The sequence below is a fragment of the Sphingobium sp. VMM genome (assembly GCF_056790315.1).
Map to the genome: position 1 here is coordinate 21,447 of NZ_JBXGSI010000002.1, position 25,509 is coordinate 46,955.

At 64.2% G+C, this 25,509-nt stretch carries 25 protein-coding genes and 2 tRNA genes; 11 read left to right on the forward strand and 16 right to left on the reverse strand.

Going from position 1 to position 25,509, the window contains the following annotated elements; translation table 11 throughout:
- Window positions 1-80: 80 nt before the first annotated feature.
- Window positions 81-1,196, reverse strand: a complete 1,116-nt coding sequence (ald, locus tag ACUCV3_RS02795) for an alanine dehydrogenase (protein WP_482240379.1) — start codon at window positions 1,194-1,196, stop codon at window positions 81-83.
- A gap of 175 nt (window positions 1,197-1,371) precedes the next feature.
- Here ald and ACUCV3_RS02800 point away from each other — a divergent pair, with 175 nt between their 5' ends.
- A complete protein-coding gene (locus ACUCV3_RS02800) occupies window positions 1,372-1,839 on the forward strand; it encodes an Lrp/AsnC family transcriptional regulator (protein WP_017498975.1) in 468 nt (155 codons plus the stop codon).
- Here ACUCV3_RS02800 and ACUCV3_RS02805 read toward each other — a convergent pair.
- Window positions 1,836-2,738 carry a peptidylprolyl isomerase gene (locus tag ACUCV3_RS02805; protein ID WP_048939360.1) on the reverse strand — a complete coding sequence of 301 codons (903 nt, stop codon included), beginning with the start codon at window positions 2,736-2,738 and terminating at the stop codon, window positions 1,836-1,838. The genes ACUCV3_RS02800 and ACUCV3_RS02805 overlap by 4 nt on opposite strands.
- 138 nt (window positions 2,739-2,876) lie before the next feature.
- On the opposite strand from ACUCV3_RS02805, the gene ACUCV3_RS02810 reads away from it, so the two are divergent.
- From ACUCV3_RS02810 to ACUCV3_RS02820, 3 genes are all read left to right on the forward strand, one after another.
- A tRNA-Ser gene (locus ACUCV3_RS02810) sits at window positions 2,877-2,967 on the forward strand.
- Window positions 2,968-3,088: 121 nt separating this feature from the next.
- The gene (locus ACUCV3_RS02815) at window positions 3,089-4,444 is read left to right on the forward strand and encodes a tyrosine-type recombinase/integrase (RefSeq protein WP_313039313.1); all 1,356 of its coding nucleotides are present in this window, start codon (window positions 3,089-3,091) and stop codon (window positions 4,442-4,444) included.
- Window positions 4,428-4,703 carry a hypothetical protein gene (locus ACUCV3_RS02820; protein WP_278376794.1) on the forward strand — a complete coding sequence of 92 codons (276 nt, stop codon included), beginning with the start codon at window positions 4,428-4,430 and terminating at the stop codon, window positions 4,701-4,703. The genes ACUCV3_RS02815 and ACUCV3_RS02820 overlap by 17 nt, the downstream gene beginning before the upstream one ends.
- A gap of 366 nt (window positions 4,704-5,069) precedes the next feature.
- On the opposite strand, the gene ACUCV3_RS02825 is transcribed toward ACUCV3_RS02820, so the two are convergent.
- The gene (locus tag ACUCV3_RS02825) at window positions 5,070-5,693 is read right to left on the reverse strand and encodes a hypothetical protein (RefSeq protein ID WP_137405263.1); all 624 of its coding nucleotides are present in this window, start codon (window positions 5,691-5,693) and stop codon (window positions 5,070-5,072) included.
- A gap of 233 nt (window positions 5,694-5,926) precedes the next feature.
- Between ACUCV3_RS02825 and ACUCV3_RS02830 the strand changes: the two genes are divergently transcribed.
- Window positions 5,927-6,400: a hypothetical protein gene (locus tag ACUCV3_RS02830; protein WP_137405264.1), complete on the forward strand. Its 474-nt coding sequence runs from the start codon at window positions 5,927-5,929 to the stop codon at window positions 6,398-6,400.
- The gene (locus ACUCV3_RS02835) at window positions 6,400-7,131 is read left to right on the forward strand and encodes a hypothetical protein (RefSeq protein ID WP_122928232.1); all 732 of its coding nucleotides are present in this window, start codon (window positions 6,400-6,402) and stop codon (window positions 7,129-7,131) included. Before ACUCV3_RS02830 ends, ACUCV3_RS02835 begins: the two co-directional genes overlap by 1 nt.
- Window positions 7,132-7,192: 61 nt before the next feature.
- On the opposite strand, the gene ACUCV3_RS02840 is transcribed toward ACUCV3_RS02835, so the two are convergent.
- Window positions 7,193-7,456: a hypothetical protein gene (locus tag ACUCV3_RS02840; protein ID WP_122928233.1), complete on the reverse strand. Its 264-nt coding sequence runs from the start codon at window positions 7,454-7,456 to the stop codon at window positions 7,193-7,195.
- Between the two features lie 243 nt (window positions 7,457-7,699).
- Between ACUCV3_RS02840 and ACUCV3_RS02845 the strand changes: the two genes are divergently transcribed.
- A tRNA-Met gene (locus ACUCV3_RS02845) sits at window positions 7,700-7,776 on the forward strand.
- A 35-nt stretch (window positions 7,777-7,811) separates the two neighbouring features.
- Here the strand turns inward: ACUCV3_RS02845 and ACUCV3_RS02850 are convergent.
- The 3 genes from ACUCV3_RS02850 to ACUCV3_RS02860 all read right to left on the reverse strand — a co-directional run bounded on the left by ACUCV3_RS02850 (window position 7,812) and on the right by ACUCV3_RS02860 (window position 9,481).
- Window positions 7,812-8,216: a hypothetical protein gene (locus ACUCV3_RS02850; RefSeq protein ID WP_137405265.1), complete on the reverse strand. Its 405-nt coding sequence runs from the start codon at window positions 8,214-8,216 to the stop codon at window positions 7,812-7,814.
- A 138-nt stretch (window positions 8,217-8,354) separates the two neighbouring features.
- Window positions 8,355-9,041, reverse strand: coding sequence for a glycoside hydrolase family 19 protein (locus tag ACUCV3_RS02855; RefSeq protein ID WP_122928237.1), 687 nt, complete (start codon window positions 9,039-9,041; stop codon window positions 8,355-8,357).
- A 17-nt stretch (window positions 9,042-9,058) separates the two neighbouring features.
- Window positions 9,059-9,481 carry a hypothetical protein gene (locus tag ACUCV3_RS02860; protein ID WP_137405267.1) on the reverse strand — a complete coding sequence of 141 codons (423 nt, stop codon included), beginning with the start codon at window positions 9,479-9,481 and terminating at the stop codon, window positions 9,059-9,061.
- Window positions 9,482-9,574: 93 nt separating this feature from the next.
- Here ACUCV3_RS02860 and ACUCV3_RS02865 point away from each other — a divergent pair, with 93 nt between their 5' ends.
- Window positions 9,575-9,784 carry a hypothetical protein gene (locus ACUCV3_RS02865; protein WP_048938495.1) on the forward strand — a complete coding sequence of 70 codons (210 nt, stop codon included), beginning with the start codon at window positions 9,575-9,577 and terminating at the stop codon, window positions 9,782-9,784.
- Between the two features lie 17 nt (window positions 9,785-9,801).
- On the opposite strand, the gene ACUCV3_RS02870 is transcribed toward ACUCV3_RS02865, so the two are convergent.
- From ACUCV3_RS02870 to ACUCV3_RS02880, 3 genes are read right to left on the reverse strand one after another with little or no spacing between them, the layout of a single operon-like run.
- Window positions 9,802-10,563 (reverse strand): LamG domain-containing protein, encoded by a 762-nt coding sequence (locus ACUCV3_RS02870; protein ID WP_122928238.1) that lies wholly within the window; start codon window positions 10,561-10,563, stop codon window positions 9,802-9,804.
- An 11-nt stretch (window positions 10,564-10,574) separates the two neighbouring features.
- Complete coding sequence (locus tag ACUCV3_RS02875) at window positions 10,575-12,743, reverse strand: SGNH/GDSL hydrolase family protein (protein ID WP_122928239.1); 2,169 nt, start codon at window positions 12,741-12,743, stop codon at window positions 10,575-10,577.
- Window positions 12,740-13,285: an RNA polymerase sigma factor gene (locus tag ACUCV3_RS02880; RefSeq protein ID WP_482240380.1), complete on the reverse strand. Its 546-nt coding sequence runs from the start codon at window positions 13,283-13,285 to the stop codon at window positions 12,740-12,742. Before ACUCV3_RS02880 ends, ACUCV3_RS02875 begins: the two co-directional genes overlap by 4 nt.
- Before the next feature lie 248 nt (window positions 13,286-13,533).
- Here ACUCV3_RS02880 and ACUCV3_RS02885 point away from each other — a divergent pair, with 248 nt between their 5' ends.
- From ACUCV3_RS02885 to ACUCV3_RS02895, 3 genes are all read left to right on the forward strand, one after another.
- Entirely contained in the window at window positions 13,534-14,040 is a 507-nt protein-coding gene (locus ACUCV3_RS02885) for an RNA polymerase sigma factor (RefSeq protein WP_048938492.1), read from the forward strand.
- Window positions 14,041-14,169: 129 nt separating this feature from the next.
- Window positions 14,170-15,147, forward strand: coding sequence for a FecR family protein (locus tag ACUCV3_RS02890; protein ID WP_048938491.1), 978 nt, complete (start codon window positions 14,170-14,172; stop codon window positions 15,145-15,147).
- A 135-nt stretch (window positions 15,148-15,282) separates the two neighbouring features.
- Window positions 15,283-17,799: a TonB-dependent siderophore receptor gene (locus tag ACUCV3_RS02895; RefSeq protein WP_048938490.1), complete on the forward strand. Its 2,517-nt coding sequence runs from the start codon at window positions 15,283-15,285 to the stop codon at window positions 17,797-17,799.
- Window positions 17,800-18,030: 231 nt separating this feature from the next.
- Here ACUCV3_RS02895 and ACUCV3_RS02900 read toward each other — a convergent pair whose 3' ends face one another.
- Genes ACUCV3_RS02900 through ACUCV3_RS02925 form a run of 6 tightly spaced genes read right to left on the reverse strand, consistent with a single transcriptional unit; the run spans window position 18,031 to window position 25,492 of the window.
- On the reverse strand, window positions 18,031-19,272 hold the full coding sequence (locus ACUCV3_RS02900) for a TolC family protein (RefSeq protein WP_122928240.1): 1,242 nt from the start codon (window positions 19,270-19,272) through the stop codon (window positions 18,031-18,033).
- The gene (locus ACUCV3_RS02905; protein ID WP_122928241.1) at window positions 19,269-19,568 is read right to left on the reverse strand and encodes a DUF3240 family protein; all 300 of its coding nucleotides are present in this window, start codon (window positions 19,566-19,568) and stop codon (window positions 19,269-19,271) included. The genes ACUCV3_RS02900 and ACUCV3_RS02905 overlap by 4 nt, the downstream gene beginning before the upstream one ends.
- Window positions 19,565-22,636 carry an efflux RND transporter permease subunit gene (locus tag ACUCV3_RS02910; protein ID WP_278377113.1) on the reverse strand — a complete coding sequence of 1,024 codons (3,072 nt, stop codon included), beginning with the start codon at window positions 22,634-22,636 and terminating at the stop codon, window positions 19,565-19,567. The genes ACUCV3_RS02905 and ACUCV3_RS02910 overlap by 4 nt, the downstream gene beginning before the upstream one ends.
- A 6-nt stretch (window positions 22,637-22,642) precedes the next feature.
- Window positions 22,643-23,743, reverse strand: coding sequence for an efflux RND transporter periplasmic adaptor subunit (locus ACUCV3_RS02915; RefSeq protein ID WP_122928243.1), 1,101 nt, complete (start codon window positions 23,741-23,743; stop codon window positions 22,643-22,645).
- Between the two features lie 55 nt (window positions 23,744-23,798).
- Complete coding sequence (locus tag ACUCV3_RS02920) at window positions 23,799-24,818, reverse strand: sensor histidine kinase (RefSeq protein ID WP_048938485.1); 1,020 nt, start codon at window positions 24,816-24,818, stop codon at window positions 23,799-23,801.
- Entirely contained in the window at window positions 24,815-25,492 is a 678-nt protein-coding gene (locus ACUCV3_RS02925) for a winged helix-turn-helix domain-containing protein (RefSeq protein ID WP_048938504.1), read from the reverse strand. Before ACUCV3_RS02925 ends, ACUCV3_RS02920 begins: the two co-directional genes overlap by 4 nt.
- Window positions 25,493-25,509 lie beyond the last annotated feature (17 nt).

Sequence of the window (25,509 nt, forward strand, 5' to 3'; positions counted from 1 at the left end):
GGACGCCAGCCCCGCAAGGGAGGGCTGGCGTCCTTTTGCCCGGCGCCTGTCGGGGACGCCGGGAAACAGGGGCGGCGCGATCAGGCGATCGCGTCTTCCGCCGGGGTGTAGGGCAGGCCCAGATCGTCGGCGACGGCCTTGTAGGTGACCTTGCCGTCCCAGACATTGAGGCCCGCGAGCAGGTGCGGATCGCGGCGCAGCGCGTCCTTCCAGCCCAGTTCGGCGATGCGCAGCGCGTGCGGCAGGGTGACGTTATTGAGCGCATAGGTGCTGGTGCGGGCGACCGCACCGGGCATGTTGGCGACGCAATAATGGACGATGCCGTCGATGATGTAGGTCGGGTCGGCATGGGTCGTGGCATGGCTGGTTTCGAAGCAGCCGCCCTGGTCGATCGCGACGTCGACCAGCACCGCGCCCTTCTTCATGGTCTTGAGCATGTCGGCGCTGACCAGCTTGGGCGCGGCGGCGCCCGGAATCAGCACCGCACCGATCACCAGATCCGCCTCGGCCACGCATTCGGCCAGGTTTGCGCGGTTCGAGAAACGGGTCTTGGCGCGCGCCTCGAAATACATGCCGAGCTTTTCGAGCACTTCGGGATTGCGGTCGAGAATGGTGACGTCGGCGCCAAGGCCGGCCGCCATCTGCGCCGCGTTGAAGCCGACGACGCCGCCGCCGATCACGACGACCTTGGCCGGCAGCACGCCCGGCACGCCGCCCAGCAGCACGCCGCGGCCGCCATGCGCCTTTTCAAGGGCTGTGGCACCGGCCTGGATCGACATGCGGCCAGCGACCTGGCTCATGGGCTTCAGCAGCGGCAGGCCGCCGCTGGCGTCGGTCACGGTTTCATAGGCGATGCAGGTCGCACCTGAGGCGATCAGGTCGCGGGTCTGCTCCGGATCGGGCGCGAGGTGGAGATAGGTGTAGAGGATCTGGCCGGGGCGCAGCATCGCCCGCTCGACAGCCTGGGCCTCCTTCACCTTGACGATCATCTCGGCGCGCGCGAACACTTCGGCGGCCGTCGCGATGATGATGGCGCCGGCCCGCTCATAGAGCGCGTCATGCGCGCCAATGCCCTCACCCGCGCCGGTCTCGACCAGAACCTCATGGCCATGGGCCGTCAGTTCATGGACGCTCTCGGGGGTCAGGCCGACGCGATATTCGTGATTCTTGATTTCCTTGACGGTGCCGACGATCATGAGACGCTCTCCATTTTGCAGCGGGATGGCCCATCCTGAAAGGACAACGCAGCCCCGCCGGTTGTGGCCCCATCATATCGCCAAGCAGGTGGCGATTGTTCCCTGATTTGCGCTTGCGATCGCCCGCATGCAGGACGATATATCGCAAAATCTTATTTCATCGGGATGACATTGCATGGATCGGTTCGACATCGCGTTGCTGGAGGCGCTGCAGAGCGATTCCCGCCGGTCGATGAACGAGCTGGGCGAGCAGATCGGCCTTTCCTCCTCCGCCTGCCATCGCCGCATCCGCGCGCTGGAGGATGCCGGCATGATCGAGGGCTATGCCGCCCGGCTCGATCCGGCGGCGCTCGGCCTGACACTCCAGGCCTTTGTCGAAATTTCGCTGACCAGCCAGAGCCGCGAGGCGATGGAACGGTTCGAAACGGCGGTCGCGGGCTTCCCGGAAATATTGGAATGCCATCTGATGGCGGGCCAGGCCGACTATCTGCTGCGGGTCGCCGCCGCCGACCTCAAGGGCTTCGACGCGGTCCACCGCGATTGCCTCGCCCGCCTGCCCGGCGTGTCGGCGATCCGCACCAGCTTCGCCATCCGCCGCATCCGCGACTGGCGCGGCTATCGGCTGCGCGATCTTCCTATTTAGGGCGCCAATCGCACCGGCACCGGCGCATTGCACAGATCGACGCCACCCGCCGGCCGGTCGTAGAAATCATCCTTGCGGTTGGCGCGCAGCCGCAGATAGTCGGCGAAGCTGGCCGAGCCGGTATCCATCACCTGGACATGTGGCTGCTCCGCCTGCGGCAGATCGCTTGCGAGGCGCACCGAGACGATCGGCAGCTTGCGCTCGGCATCGGTGTAGAAGCCCAGATCACCGCTGCCGCGCGGCAGGCTGGTGAGGGCCGTCATCCCCTCGACGATGCGACCGACGACGGCGATGTTCCGATCGAGCTGGCGCGGCGCCTGGCCGATGACGGTATAGAGTTCCGCGCCCGTGCCGGCGTCGGGCGACATGTTGCGGCCGACGCCGATCATGCCATAGCAGTGCGGCAGCCAGGCCGCGTCCCCGTCGATCGCCACCGGCCAGCCATCGATGAAGCCGGTCGCGCGCGCATAGGGATCAGGATAGGGCAGCGGCGTCAGCTTCGCCTTCATGCCTCCAAGCGACTGGGCATAGTCGGCCGGACTGGTTGGCGCGAGGCCGGCGGGCAGCGGCTTCTTTTCGGTCGCGTCGCCCCATTGGACGACATAATTGTCCTGCACCCGGTTGATGCTCGTGCCGTCCCACCAATGGGCGGTGGCGAGCGCGCGGATATTGGCGACATGGCGCGGACCGAATTGCGGCGCCAGCTGGATCAGCACGCGCTTGCCCCCCTCGATCGTCATCACCAGCAGATCCTGCGCCGGGACGGCACGCCAGGCACTGGCCGGCGCCTGCGCCACGACCGCGCTGGGCGTGGCCGGCGGATCGGCCGCATCGGCAACGGCAAGGGGCAGGATGGCGATGAAGGGCGCGAGCAGCGCGGCACGGCGGGGAAGGGTCATGACCCGATCAAACAATTGCCGCGCAAGAAAGTAAAGCATCCCCTTGCCTAGTGCGTTGTCGCGCGATAGGGAGCCGCCTCCAGTGCGATGGAATATGAACCCGATTCACGCCGCTTACAGCGACGATGGGGTTTCTGCGGAGCGGTGGCCGAGTGGTCGAAGGCGCTCGCCTGGAAAGTGAGTATACGTCAAAAGCGTATCGAGGGTTCGAATCCCTCCCGCTCCGCCAGATACCCCTATTCAACCCATTTCAAATAGCATCAAAGGGGCTGATTTCAGCCACCCTTCCTGTTATGTTCTCTCTCATGTTCTCTCACCTGTCAGCGTCCAAACGCGGGGTATCAGGGGGCATGATCTGGGGTATCAAATTCAGGATCGGGGTATCGATGCTCACCGACGCACAGGCGCGAAAGGCGGCGCCGAAGGAAAAGCCATACAAGATGGCCGATTCTGGCGGCCTCTATCTCTACGTCGCGCCGACAGGCCTGCGGTCGTGGCGCATGAAGTTCCGCTTCCAGGGGCAGGAGAAGCTGCTGACCTTCGGGCCCTACCCTGACGTGTCCCTCTCGGAGGCGCGGCAGAAGCGCGACGACGCACGCCGGCAAATCCGCGAGCATGTCGACCCGTCCGGCGCCAGGGCAAAGGCGAAGGCTGTGAAAGAAGCCGAGCGGCTGGAGCGGGCGGGCAAGCTATCCTTCGAGGAGGTCGCCCGCGCTTGGCATGAACTGCAGGCTCCGCGCTGGGCACCGGTGCATGCCGATGACGTGATCAACAGCCTGGCCCGCGACGTCTTTCCCCACCTTGGCGAACTCGCCCTAGATGAGATCGATGCGCCGACGGTACTAGGGACGCTGCGGAAGGTGGAGGGCCGCGGATCAATCGAGACCGCGCGACGCCTGCGGCAGCGCATATCATCAGTCTTCTGCTACGCCATATCGGAGGGCATCGCCAAGGACGATCCTGCCGCGATCGTGACGAAGGCGCTCAAGCCCCTGCCCAAGAAAGGCAAGCAGCCGGCGCTGACCGAACTCGTGGACCTTCGCGGCGTTCTGGTCGCGGCAGAGGCGTCGGGCGCATCGCCGGTCACGAAACTGGCCTCGCGGCTGCTTGCGCTGACCGCCGTGCGTCCGGCCGTCGTGCGGGGCGTGTCGTGGGATGAGTTCGAGGGGATCGACTGGACCGGCGATGCGGTCGGGCCGGGCTTGCCGATCTGGCGCGTGCCAGCCGCCCGGATGAAGCTGATCCTTGATCGAAAGGATGAGGAAAGCTTCGAGCACATCGTGCCCCTTCCCTGGCAGGCCGTCGACATCCTGCGAGAGGTGCGCCGGCTGACCGGTCGCGGAAGATTGGTATTTCCGGGCCAGCGGCATGCGCATCGCCCATTGAGTGAGAACGCGATCGGCTATCTCTATAACCGGGTCGGGTATCACGGGCGGCATGTGCCGCACGGCTGGCGCGCGGCGTTCTCCACAGTCATGAATGAGCGCGCCGACCGAGTTTGGCGAGCATCCGGGCACCGGGGTGCATCACCTGACCGGGCCATCATCGACCTGATGCTGGCGCACGTCCCCACTAACAAGGTGGAGGCGGCCTATAACCGGGCCGCCTACATGCCGCGACGGCGCGAGCTGGCGCAGGAATGGGCCGACATGCTTATGGAGGGAATGCTACCGGCCGGCAGCCTGCTGGATGGCCCGCGCCGATGATGATATTGTCGTGCCGAAAACTTACGGAGAATCGCCCATGGACACCAACGAGCAGGGCGAGGCTTTCGGAGCTTGGCTACTAAAGCAGGCCGGCCGCGATGACTGGATCGGCACACTGGCGAAGCAGGCCAAGAACGATCCGAAGTTTCAGAAATCTCTCACGCCGGACGATCTAAGGAAGCGCCTTCATGACGCGGGCGCCGAGGGCGACAGCTTTGAAGCGCTTGATGACGCTGAAGCCGAGTGGTTGAATGCATGAACGGGATCGCAAATGCGGTGTGCGTCGATGATACCCCACAGGCCGTGAAACAGCGGTGCCGAGAGGAAGGAATCCATTACACGCTGCTTTCCGAAGGCATGCGATTTGGCACAATAGTGGTTTGTCGGACGGCAGAAGATGCTGCCCGCGTTTTGCAGGTTTATGGCGATCTCGCCCATAAGCGAGTGAAGGGCGACCACTGCTAGACGACTGGGATATCTGTGCCGCCACGAGGCAGGCCATCAAATAGCATCGCGCGAAGGCTCTGGGTTTGTCACGCGGCGCATTGGCAAACTAGCGTCAGAGGGGATTTGCCTGGGTGCGGATGGGGCCACATTCCAACCCCTTCCGCACCTCGACTCCTCGTCAGTGTATCGTCGCCCCCATTTGTTCCAGCCAGATTGAGGATGACTCATCGACTAACGTGTCGAGCAGTGTAAGGCCATCATGCCCGGGAAGATCGTTATCCAGGGATTTCGTGGTGAAGGCATTTGCATACTTTTGCAGCGCCTGATTTCCGAAGCGGCGCCCCTGCTCCTCAATGGCGTTGATCGGCACGTTTCCTTCGATCACCGCCAGCATCAACTCTGCCGCGGCGTCAGCAGCAATGTCAAAAGGCAAGCCGTAACCGACGGCCTTGACAACCCGCTTCTGCAACGAATGGATCTGATCGTGCCTCTGCCTCTCAGTCATCGCCCGTGTGCCGGGGCGAGGTTTCACACTATGGCGCTGACGCCAATCCTTAATCACCGTTGTTGAAACGTTTTGGCTTTTTGCGATCGCTCTCTTACCCCATCCAAGTTCGGTCAGAAGATGGCGCATAGGAGCCAACTGCCTTCCGTTCGAAATTTTAGGCACGTTACTTTTCAATGAGTGACTCTTGCGCCACTGCGCAATTGCGCTCCGAGTAACGTTTTGAATGGCGCTGATTTTGGCATCCGAGAGACCGTTTTTATACAGCTTCCAACGCTCTTCGATCATCGTTTCCATGTTTCAACTCCCGGCCGGCTGAATGCCGGCCCAGCCATCGATGCCGAACCCAACTGACCTGTTCACGAGGTTTGGGACTTTGCGGCTCGTGATGAGGACAAAGCGCGCGCTTCATCTTGAAAAGGTGTTTTTGCGACGACAGGCGGATGCGGCTTGACCGAATCGACCGCTGACGTTGAACATCGATTAAGTGGGCGCGCGAATTTAGCTGTGGATAAGTGGGGGCTAAGCGGTTGACGGCAGAAGAGATTGAGGCGTTCTTTTCCGATCGGGAGAAGCGCTTGCCTGCCGCGCCTGCTTGGCGCGATCATTCGTCTCGCGTGGGTGAGCAGAAGGCTCGCCTCCCAATAGAAGCCAATGGTGCAATCTCTCAAATTGAGTTGGAAATGACCTTGAAGTCATCCGACCGAGAATATTTGGTTGCCGTTCTCATAGCGCCGCCTTGCATCGCAAGAATGTGCATAGGATTGGACGTAGAACACAACAATCGCATCACTGGTGAAGCCATAGAGGGTGCTCATTTTCATGATTGGTCGATGAACAGGCATCTGCCAGCTAGGGTCGCAGCGAGTATGCCGTACTGCGTTCCGCTGCCCGCCGAAATCGAGGGTAGGGACGCGGCATTTACTTGGTTTTTAGATCGGGTTGGCATAGAATCGCCGGGCTGGCTTCCGGTGCGTTGGCCGGACCAAGGAGGACTTTTCTAATGGATTGGCAGGAGATCAGGGAAGCGCTTTGCAAAGCGCGCGCCTTTAAGCCAGTCCATGACGGGTTTAGCGTCAAAGCAGACACCATGATGCCTTCCGGGGCTGTTATACGGGTCCACATCCAGTTGCGCGATGGCAAGCTGTCGATCCACGACAACGGGGCTGCCTTTGATGAATTGGCGCGGCACGGTGGGGAACTGAAATCTAACGGCGGCGTAAAGCGAATGCTGGCTGAAACTGATTTCCAGTTGATGCCGACTGGGGAGATTTTCAGGCATGATATCGACCCATCCCAGGTCGGCGTCGGCGTTGCGCTGGTAGCGGACGCTTCCTTGCGCGCAGCTGCGTTCATGCTCTCACATGCGAAGGTGAAGACTGGCCTGCCGCTAGACGTGAGACTGAAAAACTCGATGCTGACACGCTATCCAACTGGCCGCACCGATTTCAAGGTTGACGGAAAGGCGCGATTGCAAAAGTTTGATTTCGGCCTCCAGACGGAGAACGAAGTCATAGTGTTGGACGCTGTAAGTCCCGACCTGTCGTCTGTGAATGCGGCGATCGTGAAGAGCCTGGACGCGAAGCAGGCGCCTGAAATCCGCGCGCGCCCTATCTTGGTCTACGACGACGACCAAGACCACTGGCCCGCTGACGCAATGAACCTACTTGCTATGGCTGGCGAACGGGTTTCGTTTCGGTCCCTCGATGTAGGTCAATTTCGCTTAGCCGCTTAAGAAATCCCGTGTCCAAACCCCACCCCGCCCGACCACCTCGCGGCGGGGTTTTCATCTCCAATCAATGCCCCTCAAGCATCACGTCGATCATCGCCTGCCAGATCCGATGGACTGAATCACTGGGGTCGGTTCCGCCCTCGAACACTCCCGCCTCGATCATCGCCGGATTCGGGTTCCGGATAGAAGTCAGAACAGCGCGAACCATTGCCGTTGCGCTTAAATGGAAGTCCCCCTCCGGGTCATAAAACGCCTGATGACTGGTGGTCTGCCGTTGCACCTCAGCGACGAGAGCATGGCTGGCTTGTTCGATTTGGGGATGTGTCATTCCGTACTATAGCACGGTCAACCATGCAGGTCGGATTTATCTCTGATTGGACCAGCCTGCGCGACCGCTATGTGCGGCCGGTCGCGCAAGTTTACTCGGGCGATAAGCACCTGGTCTGCGAGCAGCTGCTGCGCGGGTATGCTGTGTATGAGGCCAAATGGGACAACGGCCAGCGGTTGGCGCGTGTGTGCAAGGCGGCCCGATAGGGTTTCCCTTGCCGCCGGGGATCTGGTATAAGCACTTCGCAGGGTGGAGCAGTCCGGTAGCTCGTCAGGCTCATAACCTGAAGGTCGCTGGTTCAAATCCAGCCCCTGCAACCAGATTAGGCCGCCGCCATCGCAAGCGTGGCCGTCATCTAAACCAGCCCTTCATCCACCTTAATCCCTGCCGACCGCAGTTGATGGACGACCCCGTTCAAGCTGGCGGTCGTGCTCGCACTTCGGCCAAGCTCATTCTCGCTTTCGCTGGAGTCGCAGAAGGTGTGCAGCGGCCATTGCTCCCGCATATATGGACGCAGGCAGCGCAAAGCTAAGCGAACGGCATCCGTCTTGATTGCCTGCTGCGAGCCGTCATCGCGAGCACTGGCAAGGATCTGAAGCGACAATTTGATGATGGCGGTGTCGTTCTTGTTTAGCGTCGGCATGCGCGGAACATAATGCGAACAGCGTTGATTCGCATAGACGCCGAATCGTCCGCGCTGGTTGCTATGCCTCGCCGGGGTCGCTATCCCCGCCAGACCCCTGGCGCGGTCCATCGTCATAGCGGCGCGTGTCAGGGGCACGCTTTCCCCGATCCCTGACCACATCTGCGACGATCTGCGGCCCGTACTCGACAGCCGCGGGCCTGATGATCTTCTTCCATCCGAAGCGCGCGATGGAGATCAGGATCTTGCCGACGTTCATACGCCCAGAACCTTCTTCAACTTCGCGAGATAGGCGCGCTGCTCAGCCAGTCCGCCGGTACCGCCCTGGACCAGACGGCACACGGCGACGACATCGTCGCGATCGGCGGTAGCGTTGATCTTGCGAGCATCCCAATAGGCGCAGGCGACCAGCAGGCCGGTGTGAGGCTCGGACACCAGATCCGGCTTCGCGACGACATCGATGCCGGTCAGGTCCTTCGCCTGGCGGTAATTGTCCTCGAACGTCAACTGGGTCGGGCCCCGCCCGCGATGGAGCCAGCCGTCATTGACATTGTCATTGCCATAGCGGCCGCCATAGACCTTGTTCGCCAGCGCCTGCGGCTTTCCGGCATAGGGCTGCGCGTCGGCGATCGTCGGGAAGCGGCTGGGCCAGACCTGGACGATCCGCTTGGCGGAATAGTTCAGATCTTCTTCCATGACGCGGAAGCCGCGCGTCTCGACCGCCCAGCGAGCCAGCGCGTGCGCCAGGCGCAGCGGGGTGACGATAGCATAGCGCGGGAACATCTCAGCCGCCGCCTTGCCCAGATCGCGCGTAAGCGCACTGGCAGCGCCGCCGGTGTAGGAGAAGAGGCCGCCATAGCTCAGCGGCCCGAAGTCGCCATCGATCCGGCCGGAATAATGGCCAGCCGCTTGCAACCGGAGTTGCACCGGTTTCGTGTCCATGAATGCTCCTATTGATTTCAGGATTGATGATCAGCGGGCAGTGCCGGACGGGCCGCCACGGCCTTTGCGCTTTCGACCTTCTGGACTGCCTGCCGCAGTTCGCCGCTGCTCTCGATCACTTCCTTGGCGACGTCGCGCAGCGTGACGGCCTCGACCTGACGCATGAAGCGCTCGGTGTAGAGCTTGATCACCCGGTCGGCGCAAACGGTGACGAAGGCTGTCACCATCGCCGCCGCTTCGCCTTCTGCTCCGGCCTGTCGGCACAGCGAGTAGGAAATGAGCGCCACCAGGGGCAGGATCAGCAGATCGGCGACCACCAGCCGCGCCTGCACTTTAATGCCGCGTTTGATCAGCATCGCATATTTGGCGGCAAAGCCGAACGTCAGGCCTATCCAGATCCAGCTATATTTGGCCACCACGGCCTCAAACACAGGACTCACCGGCACTATACCCCTTTGAAAATTGGAAAGCCCGGCGCAGCATGAAACCCGCCACCTGCGTGGCGTGTTGGCATAGGACGCAAGGAGGATGCTTTGACCCGCGAACGAACACAGGAACTGAGCGACGAGGAATGGAACGCCCTGCTGGAGCGCGATCGCGCCGAGCAGGAGGCCGATCCCAACAATGCGATGAACAGCCCGCTGGGCCTGGACGAAGAAGCGCGCAATAACCTGACATTCGTCATGGTCACCGCGGCCTTCCTCGTCATCAGCCTGCTGGTGGGTGGATGGTATTATCTGTGATGCGAGGCGCGTCGCGCTCAGACGTTGGGCAGGTTGGCCACAACGATGCCCGAACGACGCCCCAGCATCGCCAGCAGCTTGCCGCGATCGGCATCGGACAGGACCGCATTGAAGATCAGCAGATCGCCGATGTCGCCGGTCATCGGCTGGCTGCCGTCACCAAACGCGCCGATGCCAATGCCTGCGGGCGTTGAGTGCCCTGCGCCGAAAAGCACGGTGCCCCCGCTGGTGAAATTGTTGAGGCCAAGGCGCGCGGTCAAGGTGGAGCTATTGAAGTCAGCCCATGCCACGCTTGCCGCCGCCGGTATTACGCCCTGGGCGACGGCCGCGACGGTGCTTCCGGTGTTGAAATTCAACTGAAGATACCCGGATCCCTGAGCCCCGAAGGACATGCGCGGCGAGCTGTTGGCCGGGGCGGCCAGGAGTTGCTGGGAACCCACCGGGTTATCCATCACGAAGGAAGTCGCGACCGTGAAGCTGGCAGGCATGGTCAGCGAGCCGAGCAGTCGCGCAGCCGCACCATTGATCCGGATGGTCGGCCGCGAGCCGAAGGCCATGGACGGCTTGGCGCCGGTTTCAACGGTGCCGGGGGTCCGGTAGCTCAGCGTGTCCTTGGCCAGATCATCCCAGATATTATCCATCTCCCGGATGGCCAGACCGCTGCCGCTGATCCACGCGACAAGGTTCGGGTGATCGACAAAATAGGCTTCATCCGGGTCCGATGGCGTGAACCGCACAAGGCCGTTGGGAAAGGCAGGCGAGCGAAGAGGGCGAGGCATGGGAGATCCTTTCAGCCGAGAACGATGGAGGTGAGCGCCCGGCCGATCATGCCGAGCTCGAATACGCTGTCATGATTGAAGAGGTTGGAGCCGCACATGTCGCGAGGGTCGAGCGGTCCCAGGCGATCGACGCCGAACACCGAAGCTGTATCGATGAAGGGGGCGGCGAGATAATCCGCAGCGGCGGCTATTTGCCGATTTTCTACGACCCATCGATCCAGAATGTCCGCTGAATAGGTCGCATTGGGCCGGGCGGGCGCGATAAACACAGGGTCGATATTTGCTGCCCGGCAGGCTTCCCCGATCGCGATCAGGTTGGCGATCGTGTCGGCCCCGGCAGACCCCAATTCATTCATTCCGAATTCGATCACGGCCAGATGCGCACCGCTGCCGGTCAACCCGGCCAGGCGCGCCGGCACCGTCCCGCCATTGTCGGTGTTGCCGCTGGTGGTCCCGCCGATCCCGAAATTGAGATATTCGACGATATTGGGATAGCGCTGCTCGATCGCCGCCTTCAGCGTCCAGTTCCAGCCTACGCGTGTATGGACCTGTCCAGCGCCGTCACCATGATCGAACAGCGGCAGGGTAGCGATGAACGCGGCATCCTGCGCCGCCATGAAGCCGCTGTCGGCCATGCGATCGCGCTGCTGCCCGTTCGCCGCATAAAGCGATGCCGCCACGCCGCCCAGATTCGTCCGGCTCGTCCCGTAGCCGGCAATCCGAACCGTGCCGCCATCCCGCAATGCGCGATGGAAGTTGCCGAGCACCTTCGCGCGGCCCCGCTGGATGATCGCCGGCGCCTGAACCTGCGACCGTTCCTGATCCTGCCAGCGCCAGATTGTCATGCCGGCGGCGGTGACGCGCACAATCAGCAGCGGATATTTCCCGGCCGATCGCGCCGGCAGATATTCGGCGACATCGCGGTTGCGCGCGGTCCCCTTCTTGACGCTCAGCGCGCCGTTGATGTCCGTCTCGATCAGGTCGTAGCGCACTTCCGAATAATCATAGTCGACTTCGACAGCCAGCGCCGATCCCGCCGCAGCCCGCTGGATCGCACCCTGCTCGGCGTTGAGCAGATAATCGGTGCCCAATACCAGAACGGCATCGGTCGCCGCGTCGCGCACCACGACGGTGGATGCGCGCGCATGGGCGAGGCGCCCCGTTCCGGCAAGCGCGAAGCTAGCCGCCGCCGCGTTCGCCACATAATTGATCGTTACAGCTTCGCCGACAATCGAAGCAGAGGCGATCGGATCAATCGAGACACTGCCGATCGGATAGATTGCCCGGCCGGCGGAGCGCAGCGCAGTGCGCCCGGCCTGCAGCGCGACGACATTGCCGGTGACCGACCAGATCACGTCTTCGATCTCCAGCGCGGTCGCCGGCATGCCTTCACGGCGCACCGAGCGCATGGAGCCGGTCATGTCGATGGACAGGCTCTGCACCGCGCCCGTGCGCTTTCGCATGAGATCCCTTGCCGCGATAGCGCGCAGGTCCGCGCGGCCCTCAAGGCGGCTTTCGGCATTACCAACCATTCGGATAACGAATGCCCGCACAGAGGCGACGATGGCGCCGACATAATCGAACCCGCGATTATCGGCACCCAGGCGCTTTTCACCCTCCGTCGCAAGCTCGGTTTCGGCCTCGTCGATCCTGCCGCCGAGAGCATTATCGCGGGCGACAGACTGCCCATCAACCCCGTTCAGGTTGCTTTGCAGGGTGTTGAGACCGGTGTTCACGTCGCCCGCATTGGCTTTGGTCGCGATCGCGGTTTCGGCGGCGTCGATCCTGCCGCCGAGAGCATTATCGCGGGCGACAGACTGCCCATCAACCCCGTTAAGGTTGCTTTGCAGGGTGTTGAGACCGGTGTTCACGTCGCCCGCATTGGCTTTGGTCGCGATCGCGGTTTCGGCGGCGTCGATCCTGCCGCCGAGAGCATTATCGCGGGCGACAGACTGCCCATCAACCCCGTTAAGGTTGCTTTGCAGGGTGTTGAGACCGGTGTTCACGTCGCCCGCATTGGCCTTGGTCGCAAGCTCGGTTTCGGCGGCATCGATACGCTCGCCATGTTCTTCTACCGTCGGTCCGAGCGCGACGGCGACCGCCACATCCGCAGCCTGTTCGGCGGTCAGCCCGGGACCGCGCAGGCCGCGAACCTGACCGCTGAAATATTGAAAGCTCATGGCAGCGTGACCCCCGGTTCGAGAAGGAAGCGACCGAGCGCGAGCTTGTCCTGCAGCGCGTCGGCATAGGTGATGACGATGTCGTAAGAATAGGCGTCGGCTTCGCCCGGCTCGGGCTCGTTCAAGCCTGTCGGGAAAGCCTCAAGCGCTGCCTGTGCGATCTGAGGCAGAAGGCGCATCGTCACGGCCAGACGCTGGCGATCGGACAGTTCGGTATCGGCTCCAACCATGTCAGCCGGGATTTCCTCGGAGAGCGTATCGGCGGCGTGGAACAGGGCAGCATATCTGCCGTCCGCCCTGATGCGATCCTTCGCCAGATTGGCTGCCAGCCTGAACAGATAGGCCCGCTTGTTCAGGATTGGCGGATCATCCTCGATACGCTGCACCCTGAACCAGAGGCTTTGCGTGACGTCTTCCGCTGCCGGCCGATCGCGCAATATGCTTTCGACAAGTCGCAGGAGCGACGTGCGCTCTTGCAGGAGCAGGCGCGTAAGGGCGGCGGCGTTGTTGAGCATCGCTATCTGCCGACGCATTACGTGCATTGATAATCGTTCGCAACAACTCATGTGCCGCTTGTTCATGACTACTATCGGGGCGGCGCGTTCAATCATATGCCCCGTTGTTCCTTGCTTTTTGGCTGATGGGCAGGGGCAGTGGTTGGTAACGACTCAACGTCCGCGGCGGGATGGATTGCAGCGATCAGGCTCTTCCTCTATGCGCCTTTTTGAGAATCGATCGCAAATGCTCTTCGCCGGACGGGCCTTGCGCATGTTCGCAGGAGCCGCGGGCGTTGAAACAAGCGACTATAGCAGCGCGATTATATGCGGCGCAGCGCCCGGCGCTGGTTGACTATGCCGCCAGCATCCTGGGTGATCGGGCCAGGGCCGAAGATATCGTACAGGATGCCTGGATATCGTTCGCATCGATCGAAGATCAGAATGGGATCCAGAATCCCGATCTCTTCCTGCGGCGGATGATCCGCAACCTGGCGATCGACGCCCTGCGCCGGACAAGGCGCTATGATCGGATCGCAGGCGGCGATATGGAAGAGGCCGAACGCACGGTGCAGGACAATGCGCCAGGAACGGAGCAGGCCCTGATCGCCCGTCAGGAACTGGCTCGGGTGCAGAGGGCTTTGGCGCGCCTCCCCGAACGCCAGCGGCTGGCCATAGAGATGCACCGCATCGGCCGTTACAAGCTGCGGGAGATTGCGGAGCGGCTGGGCGTGTCCATTCCCTTTGTTCATGGCCTGATCGTGAAGGGACTGGCGGCTTGTGACGACTATCGCGATGAGTGAACGGCCCATGCACCTTTTCCTCCGTCCGCTTAAATTCCGCGCAGGCCGATCGTCTGTGGTCCTGTGGAGGAGCGCCATGCCCGGTCGTTCGATTTTTCGGGCGTGCCGGATTGGCGATGGAGGTGGTCTGTGACGGAAGAAAGCTTGCGCCTTGCGGCCGCCGACTGGCTCGTCCGCCTGCAGGAGCGCCCCGACGACGCAGCATTGAAGGATGCCTTCGACGACTGGCTGGATGCCGATGCCGGGCATGTCATCGCCTGGGCCAGGATGGCGGAAACGGCCGATGCCATCGCCGATGGCGAACCGGCGTTTCGGGACAGGTGGGATGCTGCTCCCGGCGTCATTCCGCCATCGCGTCCGGCGCCCGAGGCCCGTCATGCGGGTTGGCGGTTCCATGGCCGGCGCAGATTGACCATCGCGGCTGTGGCGGCAGTCTGCGTGGGCGTCTTGGCTGGGCCATCGTTGCTGCTGCACCTGCGCGCCGATCATCGCACCGGCGCGGGCGAAACCCTGATGGTAGCGATGGACGACGGCAGCCACATCCGCCTGGGTCCGGACAGCGCCATCGCGACATCCTTCGACAAGGGGCATCGCGACATCCGCCTCCTGTCCGGGCAGGCATGGTTTGAGGTCCGACCGGACAAGGCCCGGCCTTTCCGGGTCATGGCGGGCCATGTCACCACTAGCGTGCTGGGCACCGGCTTCGACGTGCGGATGATCGGCACGGCGACGTCGGTGGCGGTGCGTCACGGTCGCGTGCGGGTGGAGGCCCTGGGCACGCCGGCGCGGGAACTGACGGCCGGCCAATGGGCCATGGCCGCCGCCGACACTGCGCTGAAAACCGGGACCGAACAGCCCGACCTTATCGGTGCCTGGCAGAGCGGCGATATTCTGGCGCGCAGACTGACCATAGCCGCCGCGATCGACGAACTGCGCCCATGGTTTGGCGGCCATATCATCGTCACCGACCCCAGTCTTGCAGCCCGCCCGATCAGCGGCATCTATCATGCCAATGATCCGGCGAAGGCGTTGGAAACCATGGTCCATCCCTATGGCGGGCGCGTCACCCGGATCACGCCATGGCTGCTGATCGTTTCCGGCCGCTGACCGCGCGGGAAAGATTTTCGACGGAAAATTACGGTCGCTGGTTAAAAGCTCCATCGCTCAGGCGTCCAGCGAGGGAGAGGAGTTCTTGCGAGGCAATAGCATGTCAGCAACCTCCTCGTGCAGTTGGAGGCAGAATTGACGGACGTTAGCATATTGGGGCAAAATTTCGGGCGCGCGCTGGCCATCGGCCTGCTCGCATCAACGGCGACGGGAACGGCCCTGCTGTCGCCCGCCATGGCGCAAACATCACCCAACAGCGCGCAGCGCCGCATCAATGTGCCCGCGCAGCCATTGACCGATGCCGTCATCCTGTTCGGCCGCCAGTCCGGGGTCGAGGTGACGGCCGGATCCGACCTGTTGAACGGCAAGATCAGCAGCGCAGTTGCCGGCAATTTCGCCCCGGCCGAGGCGCTGAGCCGCCTGCTGAGCGGCACCGGCCTGACCTTTCGCTTCATCGGCCCCAAGTCGGTCGAACTGCACCCCGCTCCGCAGGCTGCCAATGGCACCGTGCAGCTTGGTCCGGTGCGGGTCGAAGGCGCGGATAGCGGCAGCGGTTCGGGCAGCTTCGCCGGCATCACCAGCGATCCGGTCGCGACTGAAGCCAGCGGTTCCTACACCATTCCCGCGATGAGCACGGCCACGAAGCTGTTGCTATCCCCACGTGAAACGCCCCAGTCGCTGACGGTCGTCACCCGCCAGCGGATAGAGGATCAGGGCCTTGCCACGTTGAGCGACGTGGTGCGCGCCACGCCCGGCCTCTATCTCACCAAATGGGGCGGCGAGCGCTATCGCTTCAATGCCCGCATGTTCCAGCTCGAAAACCTGATGATCGATGGCATGCCGGTGCAATATGAGGAGGCGGCGCTCTCCACCGGCATTCTCGACATGTATGACCGGGTGGAGGTCGTGCGCGGCGCGGCGGGACTGATGGAGGGGGCTGGCACACCCGCCGGATCGATCAACCTGGTCCGAAAGCGGCCCACGCGGGAGACGCAGGCGATCTTCACGCTCAGTGCAGGAAGCTGGAACAATTTTCTGGGAACGATGGATGTGGGCGGCGCCGTCAACAGCGCAGGCACGCTGCGCACCCGTGCCGTGGTAACGTATCAGGACAAGGACAGCTTCATCGACGATTACCATAATCAGCGCATGTCGCTTTATGGCATAGTCGAGGCGGATCTGGGTTCTTCTACCCTGCTGACCGTGGGCGCCAGCTACAGCAATGAGGATAATCCCGGCGTCGACTGGAATGGCCTTGGCACGGCCGCAGACGGCAGCTTTCTGGACATAGCCCGCTCCACCCGCATGAGCCCCAGTTGGTCCTATTGGGACAAGAAGAGCGCGACCTATTTCGCCAATCTGGACCATGAATTCGGCAATGGTTGGAAGGCGCGGCTGGCCGCCACCGCAATCCAGAGCGAGATGTCGATGATCGGCACCTTCCTGTCCTATGCCACCTCCACGGCCGGTGAAACGCGCTTCAATCTGGGCGGCGCGGCGCTCGCCTATCATTATGATCGCGACCAGTTGAGCCTCGATGGTTATGCCTCCGGTCCGTTGACCCTGTTCGGCCAGACCCACGAACTGGTCGTCGGCGGCAGCTATCGCAAGGCGACATGGGACGATATCGGCGCACCCACCGATTTTACCGCCGTCAGCTTCGACCCGCTGGACTGGGACCCGCGTTCCGTGCCCACGCCCACCATCACCGGCGACTGGACCATGTATCTGCGTGATCAGAAGCGCGAGCAGATCGGCGTCTACTCCACCGCCCGGTTGAGCGTGGCCGAACCCTTGACGCTGATCCTGGGCGGGCGTTTCGACTGGTTCAAGCAGGAACTGGCCAATGGTTGGGCCGGCGCCATCTACAGCACCGCCGATTACAAGGTGAAGGGCCAGTTCACCCCCTATGTCGGCGTGGTCTATGATTTCCACCGCAACCACTCGCTCTATGCCAGCTGGACGCGGATCTTCAATCCGCAGAACAACCTGACCCGGACTGGCGCGATCATCGCTCCGCAGGAGGGCGCGAATTACGAAGTGGGCGTCAAGGGCAGCTATTGGGACGGCCACCTCAACACCAGCCTGGCGCTGTTCCAGATCGAACTGACCAACCTGCCTATGGCACTGCTCGCCTCGGAATGCGCTGCCGGTCTCACCGCCTGCTACGCCCCCTCCGGCAAGGTCCGCAGCCGCGGCGTGGAGTTTGAAGTGTCGGGCGAACTCGCCAAGGGCTGGCAGCTTTCGGGCGGCTATACCTACAACACTGCAAAACATCTGAGCAGTTCGAGCTATAATCCGACCGGTATCTATACCGATGGTACGCGCTATGGCACGAACCTGCCGCGTGGGCTGTTCAAGCTTTCGACGACCTATAATCTGCCTGGTGCCTTCGACCGCTGGACGCTGGGCGGCACGTTGCAGGCACAGAGCAAGATCTACAGCGCGCCCTATGGGGGCCTCGTCCAACAGGACGGTTACGCGCTGCTCGACCTGTCGATCAAATATGCCGTATCCAGCCGGGCGACGGTGACGGTCAATGTGAACAATGTTTTCGACAAATATTATTACGAGAATGTCGGGGCACCTACCGGCTCCAACTTCATCGGGGCACCACGCAACGTCCTGGCGACGCTGCGCTACAAGATCTGATCGTCGCAGCATGTGGCGCGCTGCTGGCGGCGCGCCACATGCTGCCGGATCATCTGCTTACAATGGCGGCCATCTTTGAAGGAAGGAATATAATGGGGGGAGGCCGGCTACGGTGCGCAGCGATGACGTTATGATGACGATGCCTTCTGCCACTTGCCGAAATCCTAGACCGTCCAGAACATGGGATTGCGCAGCCAGTCGTCGATGGCAGATTCGCGCCCATTGTAGACTTCAGTCCTCATGCCCTTCCTGCGAGGTCCAGACCTCATGCGCGTCGATCTGGATGCGCAGGATGGCGCGCAGCAGGGTGGCGCGGGCATCGATTTCCTGGCGCCGGGTCTCGTTCGCCTGGCGGCGGGCGAGCAGCGTATCGGCGAGGTCGATCTGGCCCAGTTCATAGCCTCTCTTCGTCCGGGTCGCGGCGGCGGCGGCGCTGGCGGCAGCGCTTTCCATACTGCGCCAGACCGCTTCGCGGGCGCGGACATTGCTGAGGTCGGCGGCAGCGGTCGCCTCTATCTCGCGCCGCACGCGGGCGAGTTCCAGTTCGGCAGCACTGGCGTCTGCGGTTGCCTGGTCATGAGCGGCGCGGCGATAGCCACCGCCCAGCGGAATCGAGCCGACCAGACCGACGCCCTTCTCCAGCCCACCCCGTTCGCTGAAGACGCGCACGCCGAATGAAGGATCGGCGATGCGATCGGCCGAGGCGCGGCGGGCGACCATGGCCAGCCGCTGCGCCTCCCGCTCCGACGCGCGAATTTCATGGCTGCGCTCGATCACCAGATTGCGCAGATCCTCCAGCGCCGTGGCGGGCATGGCCGGATCGGCAAGCAAGGGCGCCTCTTCAGGCAGAGCGAGGCCGGGGAAGCCGGCGGCGAGCTTCACCCGCGCCTCATCCCGCGCCGCGCGGGAGGTCGCGGCCTGCGCTTGCGCCTGAGCCAGCGCGGCTTCAGCCTGGTCGACGTCCAGTAGCGACGCGTCACGCAACTGGGCACGGCGGCGCACGGCCGCCATGTCCTGCGTCAGGCTGGCAGCGGAATCGAGGTCGGTGCGATGCTGGGCACTGGCAACCAGCCAGTCATGCCAGAGATCGGAAAAGGCGAGCGCGGTCTGATGCCGCACATCCTCCATCAGGTTATGCGCCACCTCGACGCCGAGTTCGCCGGCCTTGCGATCCAGCGACGCCTTGCCGGGCAGGCGGAACGGGCGGGTGAGGTTGACGTCATATTCGCCATAATCACCCTCCCCCTCGGCCGAGCGGCGGGAGACCGTGCCCTGGAAGGTAAACTCATGGCTGCCCCGGCGGAGCATGGCGGCGCCGGCCTCGGCCGAGCGCACGCGCGCTTGTGCCGCAGCCACGGCGGGATGGCTATCAAGCGCTTCGACCACCAAGGGTTCGGGCGGCAGGTCGGTGCGCTGGGCCCAGGCGGGCGTGGTAATGAGGGCGGTGGCCGACAGGAGAAGCGCACGGATCATGCGATGCGCCCCCGTGCCGCGACCGGGCAGGCGTGCCAGCGGACCGGATGGCCCCGCCGCGCATCGGTGACGGCGGCGACCAGCGGGGCGACATCGTCCGCCGCCACGATCAGGTCGATCGCCGCCCGGCGCAGCGTGCCGCGCACCTGCTCGCCTGCGCCGGCATCGGCGAAATCGCGGCCCAGCACCTGCTCGTCGCGCAGATGGAGCGGCGCCTGGGCGTGGCCGCGCAGCGCGTCGGCCACGCCGTCGCGGTCGATCGCGGCGCAATAGAAGGTCAGCAACATGTCGGTCATGATCGGGCTTCCGTGGCGCCTTCACCGAAGCGCTCGAACAAAATGGGCAGGAGGATGAGGGTCAGCAGGGTCGAACTGACCAGTCCGCCGATCACCACGATGGCGAGCGGCTTCTGGATTTCCGACCCTGGCCCGGTCGCGAACATCAGCGGGACAAGGCCGAAGGCCGTGATGCTGGCGGTCATCAGCACCGGGCGCAGCCGGCGTTCGGCGCCCAGTCGCACGGCCTGGGCCATGCTCTGCCCTTCTTCGCGCAACTGGCGGAAATAGGCGACGAGGACGAGGCCGTTCAGCACCGCGATGCCGAGTAGGGCGATGAAACCGACCGAGGCAGGCACGGAGAGATATTGGCCCGATACCCAGAGCGAGATGATGCCGCCGACCATGGCGAAGGGAATGTTGGCGAGGATCAGCAGCGACGCGCGCATCGAGCGCAGGGTCATGAGCAGCACCAGCAGGATCAGCAGCAGCGCGGCCGGGATGACCAACATCAGCCGGGCGGAGGCGCGCTGCTGATTTTCGAACTGGCCGCCCCAGACCATGCGATAGCCGGCGGGCATCTTGATCTCGCGATCGACGGTGGCGCGCGCCTCATCGACATAGCCGACCAGATCGCGGCCCGAGACGAAGGCCTGGACCAGCGCGTAGCGCGAGCCATTTTCATGGTCGAGCTTGACCGGCCCCTCGGTGCGCTCGACCCGCGCCATGTCGCTGACTCGCGCGACGGTGCCGTCCGGCGTGCGCAGCGGCAGGTCGGCGAAGCGGGTCGCGTCACTGCGGATCGTCTCGTCGCCCTTGACCAGGATCGGTACGCGCTTCTGCCCGTCGGCGACGACGCCGGCATGCACGCCCTCGATCTGGGCACGCAGCGTGTCCTGCATCTGGTCGATCGGCATGCCGAAACGGCCGGCGGCGGCGCGATCGATATCGAGCTGGAGATAGTCGACATGATCGTTGGCGACGGTCATCACCTCCGAAGCGCCGCGCGTCTTCGACAATATCTTCTGCACCTGTCCGGCAAGGTTCGACAGGGTGGCGAGGTCCGGGCCGAAAATCTTGACGGCAAGGTCGCCGCGCGATCCGGTCAGCATTTCCGACACGCGCATCTCGATCGGCTGGGTGAAGGTCGGTTCGATGCCGGGCAGCTTGTCGAGCGACTTGCGGATTTCATCGACGACGAATGCCTTGTCGCCGCGCCATTCTTTCTGCGGCTTCAGCACCACGAAACTGTCGGTCTCGTTCGGGCTCATCGGATCGAGGCCGATCTCGTCCGTGCCGACGCGGGCGATGATTTGCGCTATTTCGGGCACATCCTTCATCAGGGACTGCTGCACCGCCGTGTCGCCCAGCACCGACTGGTCGAGATTGATGGTCGGCAGCTTGGCGGTCTGGACGATCACCGATCCTTCATCCATCGACGGCATGAAGGTCTTGCCCACCGCGCCATAGGCCAGGCCCGCCAGCACCAGGCCGAGCGCAGCCAGGCCATAGACCAGCCGTTTGCGGCCAAAGGCACCGTCGAGCAGCGCCCGATAGCGCGGCGTCAGCTTGCGCATGATCCAGGGTTCGCCATGATGGCCGGGCTTGAGGCCGAGCGAGGCCAGCACCGGGACCAGGGTGAGCGCGATCAGCAGCGATCCCGCCAGCGCGAAGATGATGGTGAGCGCAACCGGGGCGAACAGCTTGCCCTCCAGCCCTTCGAGCGAGAGCAGGGGCAGGAAGACGAGCGCGATGATGACGATGCCGGCCGATACCGGCACCACGACTTCGCTCGTCGCGCGGAATACGGTGTTGAGGCGTGGAGGGCCGTCCTCCTTCGCATGGTTCAGCCGTTCGACGATATTTTCGACCACCACGACCGCGCCGTCGACCAGCATGCCGATGGCGATGGCCAGGCCGCCCAGGCTCATGAGGTTGGCCGACAGGCCCATGCCGCGCATCATCAGGAAGGTGACGAGCGCCGCCATCGGCAGGGTGGCGGCCACGATCGCCGCCGCGCGCCAGTCGCCCAGGAACAGGATCAGCAGGATGATGACCAGGATGGTCGCCTCGATCAGCGCCTTTTCGACCGTGCCGACGGCGCGGCCGATCAGGTCGGATCGGTCATAGAAGACGGCGATCTTGGTGCCCTGTGGCAGGGTCTTTTCCAGTTCGGCGACGCGTGCCTTGACGCCATCGACCACGGCGCGGGCATCGGCACCGCGCAGCGCGATCACCAGCCCCTGCACCGCCTCACCCTTGCCGTTGGCGGTGACCGCGCCATAGCGGGTCAGGCTGCCGGTGCCCACGGTCGCGACATCGCCCATGCGGACGATGCGGCCATTGCGGGTGGCGATCACCATCGACTGGAGGTCCGATTCCGACTGAATCGCGCCGACCGCCCGGACGATCAGCGATTCCTCGCCCTGCGACAGGCGGCCGGCGCCGTCATTGCGATTGCCGCGTTCGATCGCTTCCTGAAGATCGGCGATGCTGAGGCCCGCGCTCGCCAGCGCAATCGGATCGGGCCGCACCTCGAAGGTGCGAACGAAGCCGCCCAGCGCATTGACGTCGGCGACGCCCGGCACGGTGCGCAGCGCCGGCCGGATCGTCCAGTCGAGCAGGGTGCGCTTTTCCTCCAGGCTCATAGGCCCGTCGATCGTGAACATGAAGATGTCGGACAATGGCGTCGAGATCGGTGCCATGCCGCCCGATACCGCCGGCGGCAGATCGCCCATCACGCCCGACAGGCGTTCGGCGACCTGTTGGCGCGCCCAGTAGATGTCGGTGCCATCGACGAAATCGATGGTGATGTCGGCGATCGCATATTTGGCCGAGGAACGCAGGATCGCCTGCCCCGGAATGCCCAGCATCTCCATTTCGATCGGGGTGATGACGCGGCTTTCCACCTCTTCCGGCGTCATGCCGGGGGCCTTGAGGATCACCTTCACCTGGGTCTGGGCGATGTTGGGATAGGCATCGACAGGCAGGTTGACGAAGGCCCAGGCGCCCAGCCCGGCGGTCAGCAAGGCGAGCGCGATGACGATCAGGCGATAGGACAGCGCCCAGGCGGCTAGCGATTTGAGCATCCGGCCTTACTCGCCCATCGCCAGCGGTTTGAGCGCGCTGGTGCCGGCGACGACGACCTGCTCGCCCGGCTTCACGCCGGACAGGATCAGGACATGGTCGCCATCCTTGCCGCCGGTCCTGACCGGACGTGCAACGACGCCGGCGCGGGTGCGCACGAACAATGTGTCGCCGCCGGGCAGCGTCGTGACGGCGGCGGCGGGCACCATGGCGGCACCGGTCGGTGCCGGGCCGAAGATCGACAGGCTGGTGGCGCGGCCGGCCATGGCACCGGGGCCGGCCGGCAGCCTGGCCTTCAATGTTACCGACCGGGTGGCGGGATCGATGGTCGATCCGACGGCGGTCACCGTGCCGCGCAGATCATCGCCCAGCGCCACGGTCATGCCGGGTTTCACCTGCCCCGCCAGCCGCTCGGGCAATTGCGCCTGCGCCTCATATTGGCCGGCCGCATCGATCACATAGGGGGCGGTGGTGCCATCGACGACGCTGCCGGCATGGATCGCGGCGCTGGTCACGCGGCCGGCGATCGGCGCGGTCAGCGTGTAGGTGCCGCTGGCGCCCGATCCGTTCACCATCGTCAGGATGCGGCTCTTTTCCGACACATCGGCGCGGGCCTCGCCCAGCACAGCGCGGGCCTCGTCCGCGCGGGCGCCGGCGATGATGCCTTCGCGCTCCAGTTGCGACAGGCGGCCGGCGCTCGACTGCGCCACGCCCAGCCGTGCGCTCGCGCGATTGAGGTCCGCGCCCATGGACAGGACATCGCGGCTGGAGACGATCGCCAGCGGCTGGCCGCGCCGCACTTCCTCGCCCTCGACCACCAGGATGCGGGTGACGACGCCGGGGAAGGTAGCGGCGACCGCGACACGGGCGTTGGGCGGCGGCGCGATCAGGGCGGGCACGACGGCGATCGGCGCCTCGGTGGCAGCGACGGCCGCGCCGAATTTCAAACCCAGCCGGGCGATATTGTCCGCCGTCAGCGGGATCGATCCGTCCGTCGGTTGCGCCGCAGCGCTGTCATTGGCGGGCGTGGCCTGCTCCCCCGAACAGGCAGCAAGCGACAGGAGAGCGAGGGCGCCGGGCAGGCGCACGAATCGGAATAGCGGGACCATGGCCCTGCCCTATGGGATCAAACTGACGAGACCCTGACGAGGGGTTTTTGGACGATCAACGTGGCGGCGCGAAATCCAGCACCAGTTCCTGTGCATCGGCCACGCTGGAGAGGGTGCCGCCATGCGCGGCCATGATGCGGGCGACGATCGCCAGCCCCAGCCCGGCGCCTTCGCTGCTGGCATGATCCGCGCGGCGATGGCGCTGGACCAGTTCGGCCAGCCGCTCGGGCGTCAACCCAGCGCCGCCGTCCTTCACCCGCAAGCGCGGGCCGGGGCCAGCGATCACCGTGACGGCGCCACCGGGCGGCGTCACCCGCAGCGCATTTTCGACGAGGTTGCGCAGCGCCGCCGCGACCGTCTCGCGCTGTCCCATGATCGGCGCGACATCGCCGACGCGGGTCAGCGACAGGCTCTTGTCGGCCGCAATCGCGCCGGGCGCCATCAGGCTGACGATGTCGGCGCCGACATCCTCCAGCCGGACGCTGTCGCGGATCGACTGGGCCACGCTCTGCGCCTCGACCCGCGCGAGCAGCATCAACTGGTCGATCAGCCGGCGCATCGCGATCACCTCGGCGCGCAGACGGGGCGCGTCGGGATGGTCGAGCCCGTCCAGTTCCAGCGCCAGCACGGCGAGCGGCGTGCGCAGTTCATGTGCGACATCGGCGGCGAACGCTTCATGGTCGCGCGCCGCCTGGTCGAGTTGGCCGAGCAGGCGATTGACCGCCTGGGCGAAGGGCACGGCCTCGGTCGGGAAGGCGGCATGATCGATCAGCACGCCCCGCTGATGACGTTCGGCCACCTGCAACTGAGCGACCGCCTCCCCCAATGGCGCCAGCGCCTTTCGGATCACCATCAGGCTGGCCATGCCCATCGGGATGATCAGCACCAGGATCGGCAGGATCACATGCTCGAACAATTCGCGGAAGGCATGGCGGGCGGCCGCCGGGTCGCCCAGCGCGGTGAAGCTTTGCCGATGTTCGTTGATGATGAAGACCAGCAGCAGCGTGGTGCCGATGAAGCCCACGATCGACAGGCCGATGAAGAGGCGACGGGCGATCGAGCGACGCGGGGTCATGCCGCCGGCTCCCGCAGCATATAGCCGACGCCGCGCACGGTATGGAGCATGCCGCGCGCGCCAGCCTCCTCCAACTTGCGGCGCAGGCGCGATACCGTGGCCTCGACCGCATTGGGGGTGACAGGTTCGGCAAAGGAATAGAGCGCGCTTTCGATGCTTTCCCGGCGGACCACGGCGCCGGCCTGGCGCAGCAGCAGTTCCAGCAAGTCGGTCTCGCGGCGCGACAGATCGATCGCCTGTCCAGCACACAGCGTCATACGCCGCGCCGAATCGACCAGCAGCGGACCGAAGCGCAATTCGGTCTGGGCACGCGGCCCCGGACGGCGCATCAGCGCGCGGATGCGGGCGGCGATCTCGTCCACCTCGGCGGGCTTTACCACATAATCGTCGGCGCCGGCATCGAGGCCGGTGATCCGATCCTCCAGCGCGTCGCGCGCGGTCAGGATCAGCGCCGGCTGCATGAAGCCAGCCCGGCGCATGCCGCGCAGCCAAGTGATGCCATCGCCATCGGGCAGTCCCCGGTCGACAATTAGTACATCATGAACTTCCGCTGCGACGGCCTCTGTCGCAATGATCAGAGTTTCGGCATGGTCGCAATGGAACCCCCGCCGCTCGAGGCCGGCAATCAGCAATCCGGCCAGTCGACTATTGTCCTCAATCAGCAAGAGACGCATGATGAGTCTCATCCCGT

What these genes read in the sequence shown, in the direction of transcription:
- ald (WP_482240379.1), bottom strand. Translation starts at nt 1,196, where the DNA reads ATGATCGTCGGCACCGTCAAGGAAATCAAGAATCACGAATATCGCGTC.
- ACUCV3_RS02800 (WP_017498975.1), top strand. Translation starts at nt 1,372, where the DNA reads ATGGATCGGTTCGACATCGCGTTGCTGGAGGCGCTGCAGAGCGATTCC.
- ACUCV3_RS02805 (WP_048939360.1), bottom strand. Translation starts at nt 2,738, where the DNA reads ATGACCCTTCCCCGCCGTGCCGCGCTGCTCGCGCCCTTCATCGCCATC.
- ACUCV3_RS02815 (WP_313039313.1), top strand. Translation starts at nt 3,089, where the DNA reads ATGATCTGGGGTATCAAATTCAGGATCGGGGTATCGATGCTCACCGAC.
- ACUCV3_RS02820 (WP_278376794.1), top strand. Translation starts at nt 4,428, where the DNA reads ATGGCCCGCGCCGATGATGATATTGTCGTGCCGAAAACTTACGGAGAA.
- ACUCV3_RS02825 (WP_137405263.1), bottom strand. Translation starts at nt 5,693, where the DNA reads ATGGAAACGATGATCGAAGAGCGTTGGAAGCTGTATAAAAACGGTCTC.
- ACUCV3_RS02835 (WP_122928232.1), top strand. Translation starts at nt 6,400, where the DNA reads ATGGATTGGCAGGAGATCAGGGAAGCGCTTTGCAAAGCGCGCGCCTTT.
- ACUCV3_RS02840 (WP_122928233.1), bottom strand. Translation starts at nt 7,456, where the DNA reads ATGACACATCCCCAAATCGAACAAGCCAGCCATGCTCTCGTCGCTGAG.
- ACUCV3_RS02850 (WP_137405265.1), bottom strand. Translation starts at nt 8,216, where the DNA reads ATGACGATGGACCGCGCCAGGGGTCTGGCGGGGATAGCGACCCCGGCG.
- ACUCV3_RS02855 (WP_122928237.1), bottom strand. Translation starts at nt 9,041, where the DNA reads ATGGACACGAAACCGGTGCAACTCCGGTTGCAAGCGGCTGGCCATTAT.
- ACUCV3_RS02870 (WP_122928238.1), bottom strand. Translation starts at nt 10,563, where the DNA reads ATGCCTCGCCCTCTTCGCTCGCCTGCCTTTCCCAACGGCCTTGTGCGG.
- ACUCV3_RS02875 (WP_122928239.1), bottom strand. Translation starts at nt 12,743, where the DNA reads ATGAGCTTTCAATATTTCAGCGGTCAGGTTCGCGGCCTGCGCGGTCCC.
- ACUCV3_RS02880 (WP_482240380.1), bottom strand. Translation starts at nt 13,285, where the DNA reads ATGCACGTAATGCGTCGGCAGATAGCGATGCTCAACAACGCCGCCGCC.
- ACUCV3_RS02900 (WP_122928240.1), bottom strand. Translation starts at nt 19,272, where the DNA reads ATGATCCGTGCGCTTCTCCTGTCGGCCACCGCCCTCATTACCACGCCC.
- ACUCV3_RS02905 (WP_122928241.1), bottom strand. Translation starts at nt 19,568, where the DNA reads ATGACCGACATGTTGCTGACCTTCTATTGCGCCGCGATCGACCGCGAC.
- ACUCV3_RS02910 (WP_278377113.1), bottom strand. Translation starts at nt 22,636, where the DNA reads ATGCTCAAATCGCTAGCCGCCTGGGCGCTGTCCTATCGCCTGATCGTC.
- ACUCV3_RS02915 (WP_122928243.1), bottom strand. Translation starts at nt 23,743, where the DNA reads ATGGTCCCGCTATTCCGATTCGTGCGCCTGCCCGGCGCCCTCGCTCTC.
- ACUCV3_RS02920 (WP_048938485.1), bottom strand. Translation starts at nt 24,818, where the DNA reads ATGACCCCGCGTCGCTCGATCGCCCGTCGCCTCTTCATCGGCCTGTCG.
- ACUCV3_RS02925 (WP_048938504.1), bottom strand. Translation starts at nt 25,492, where the DNA reads ATGCGTCTCTTGCTGATTGAGGACAATAGTCGACTGGCCGGATTGCTG.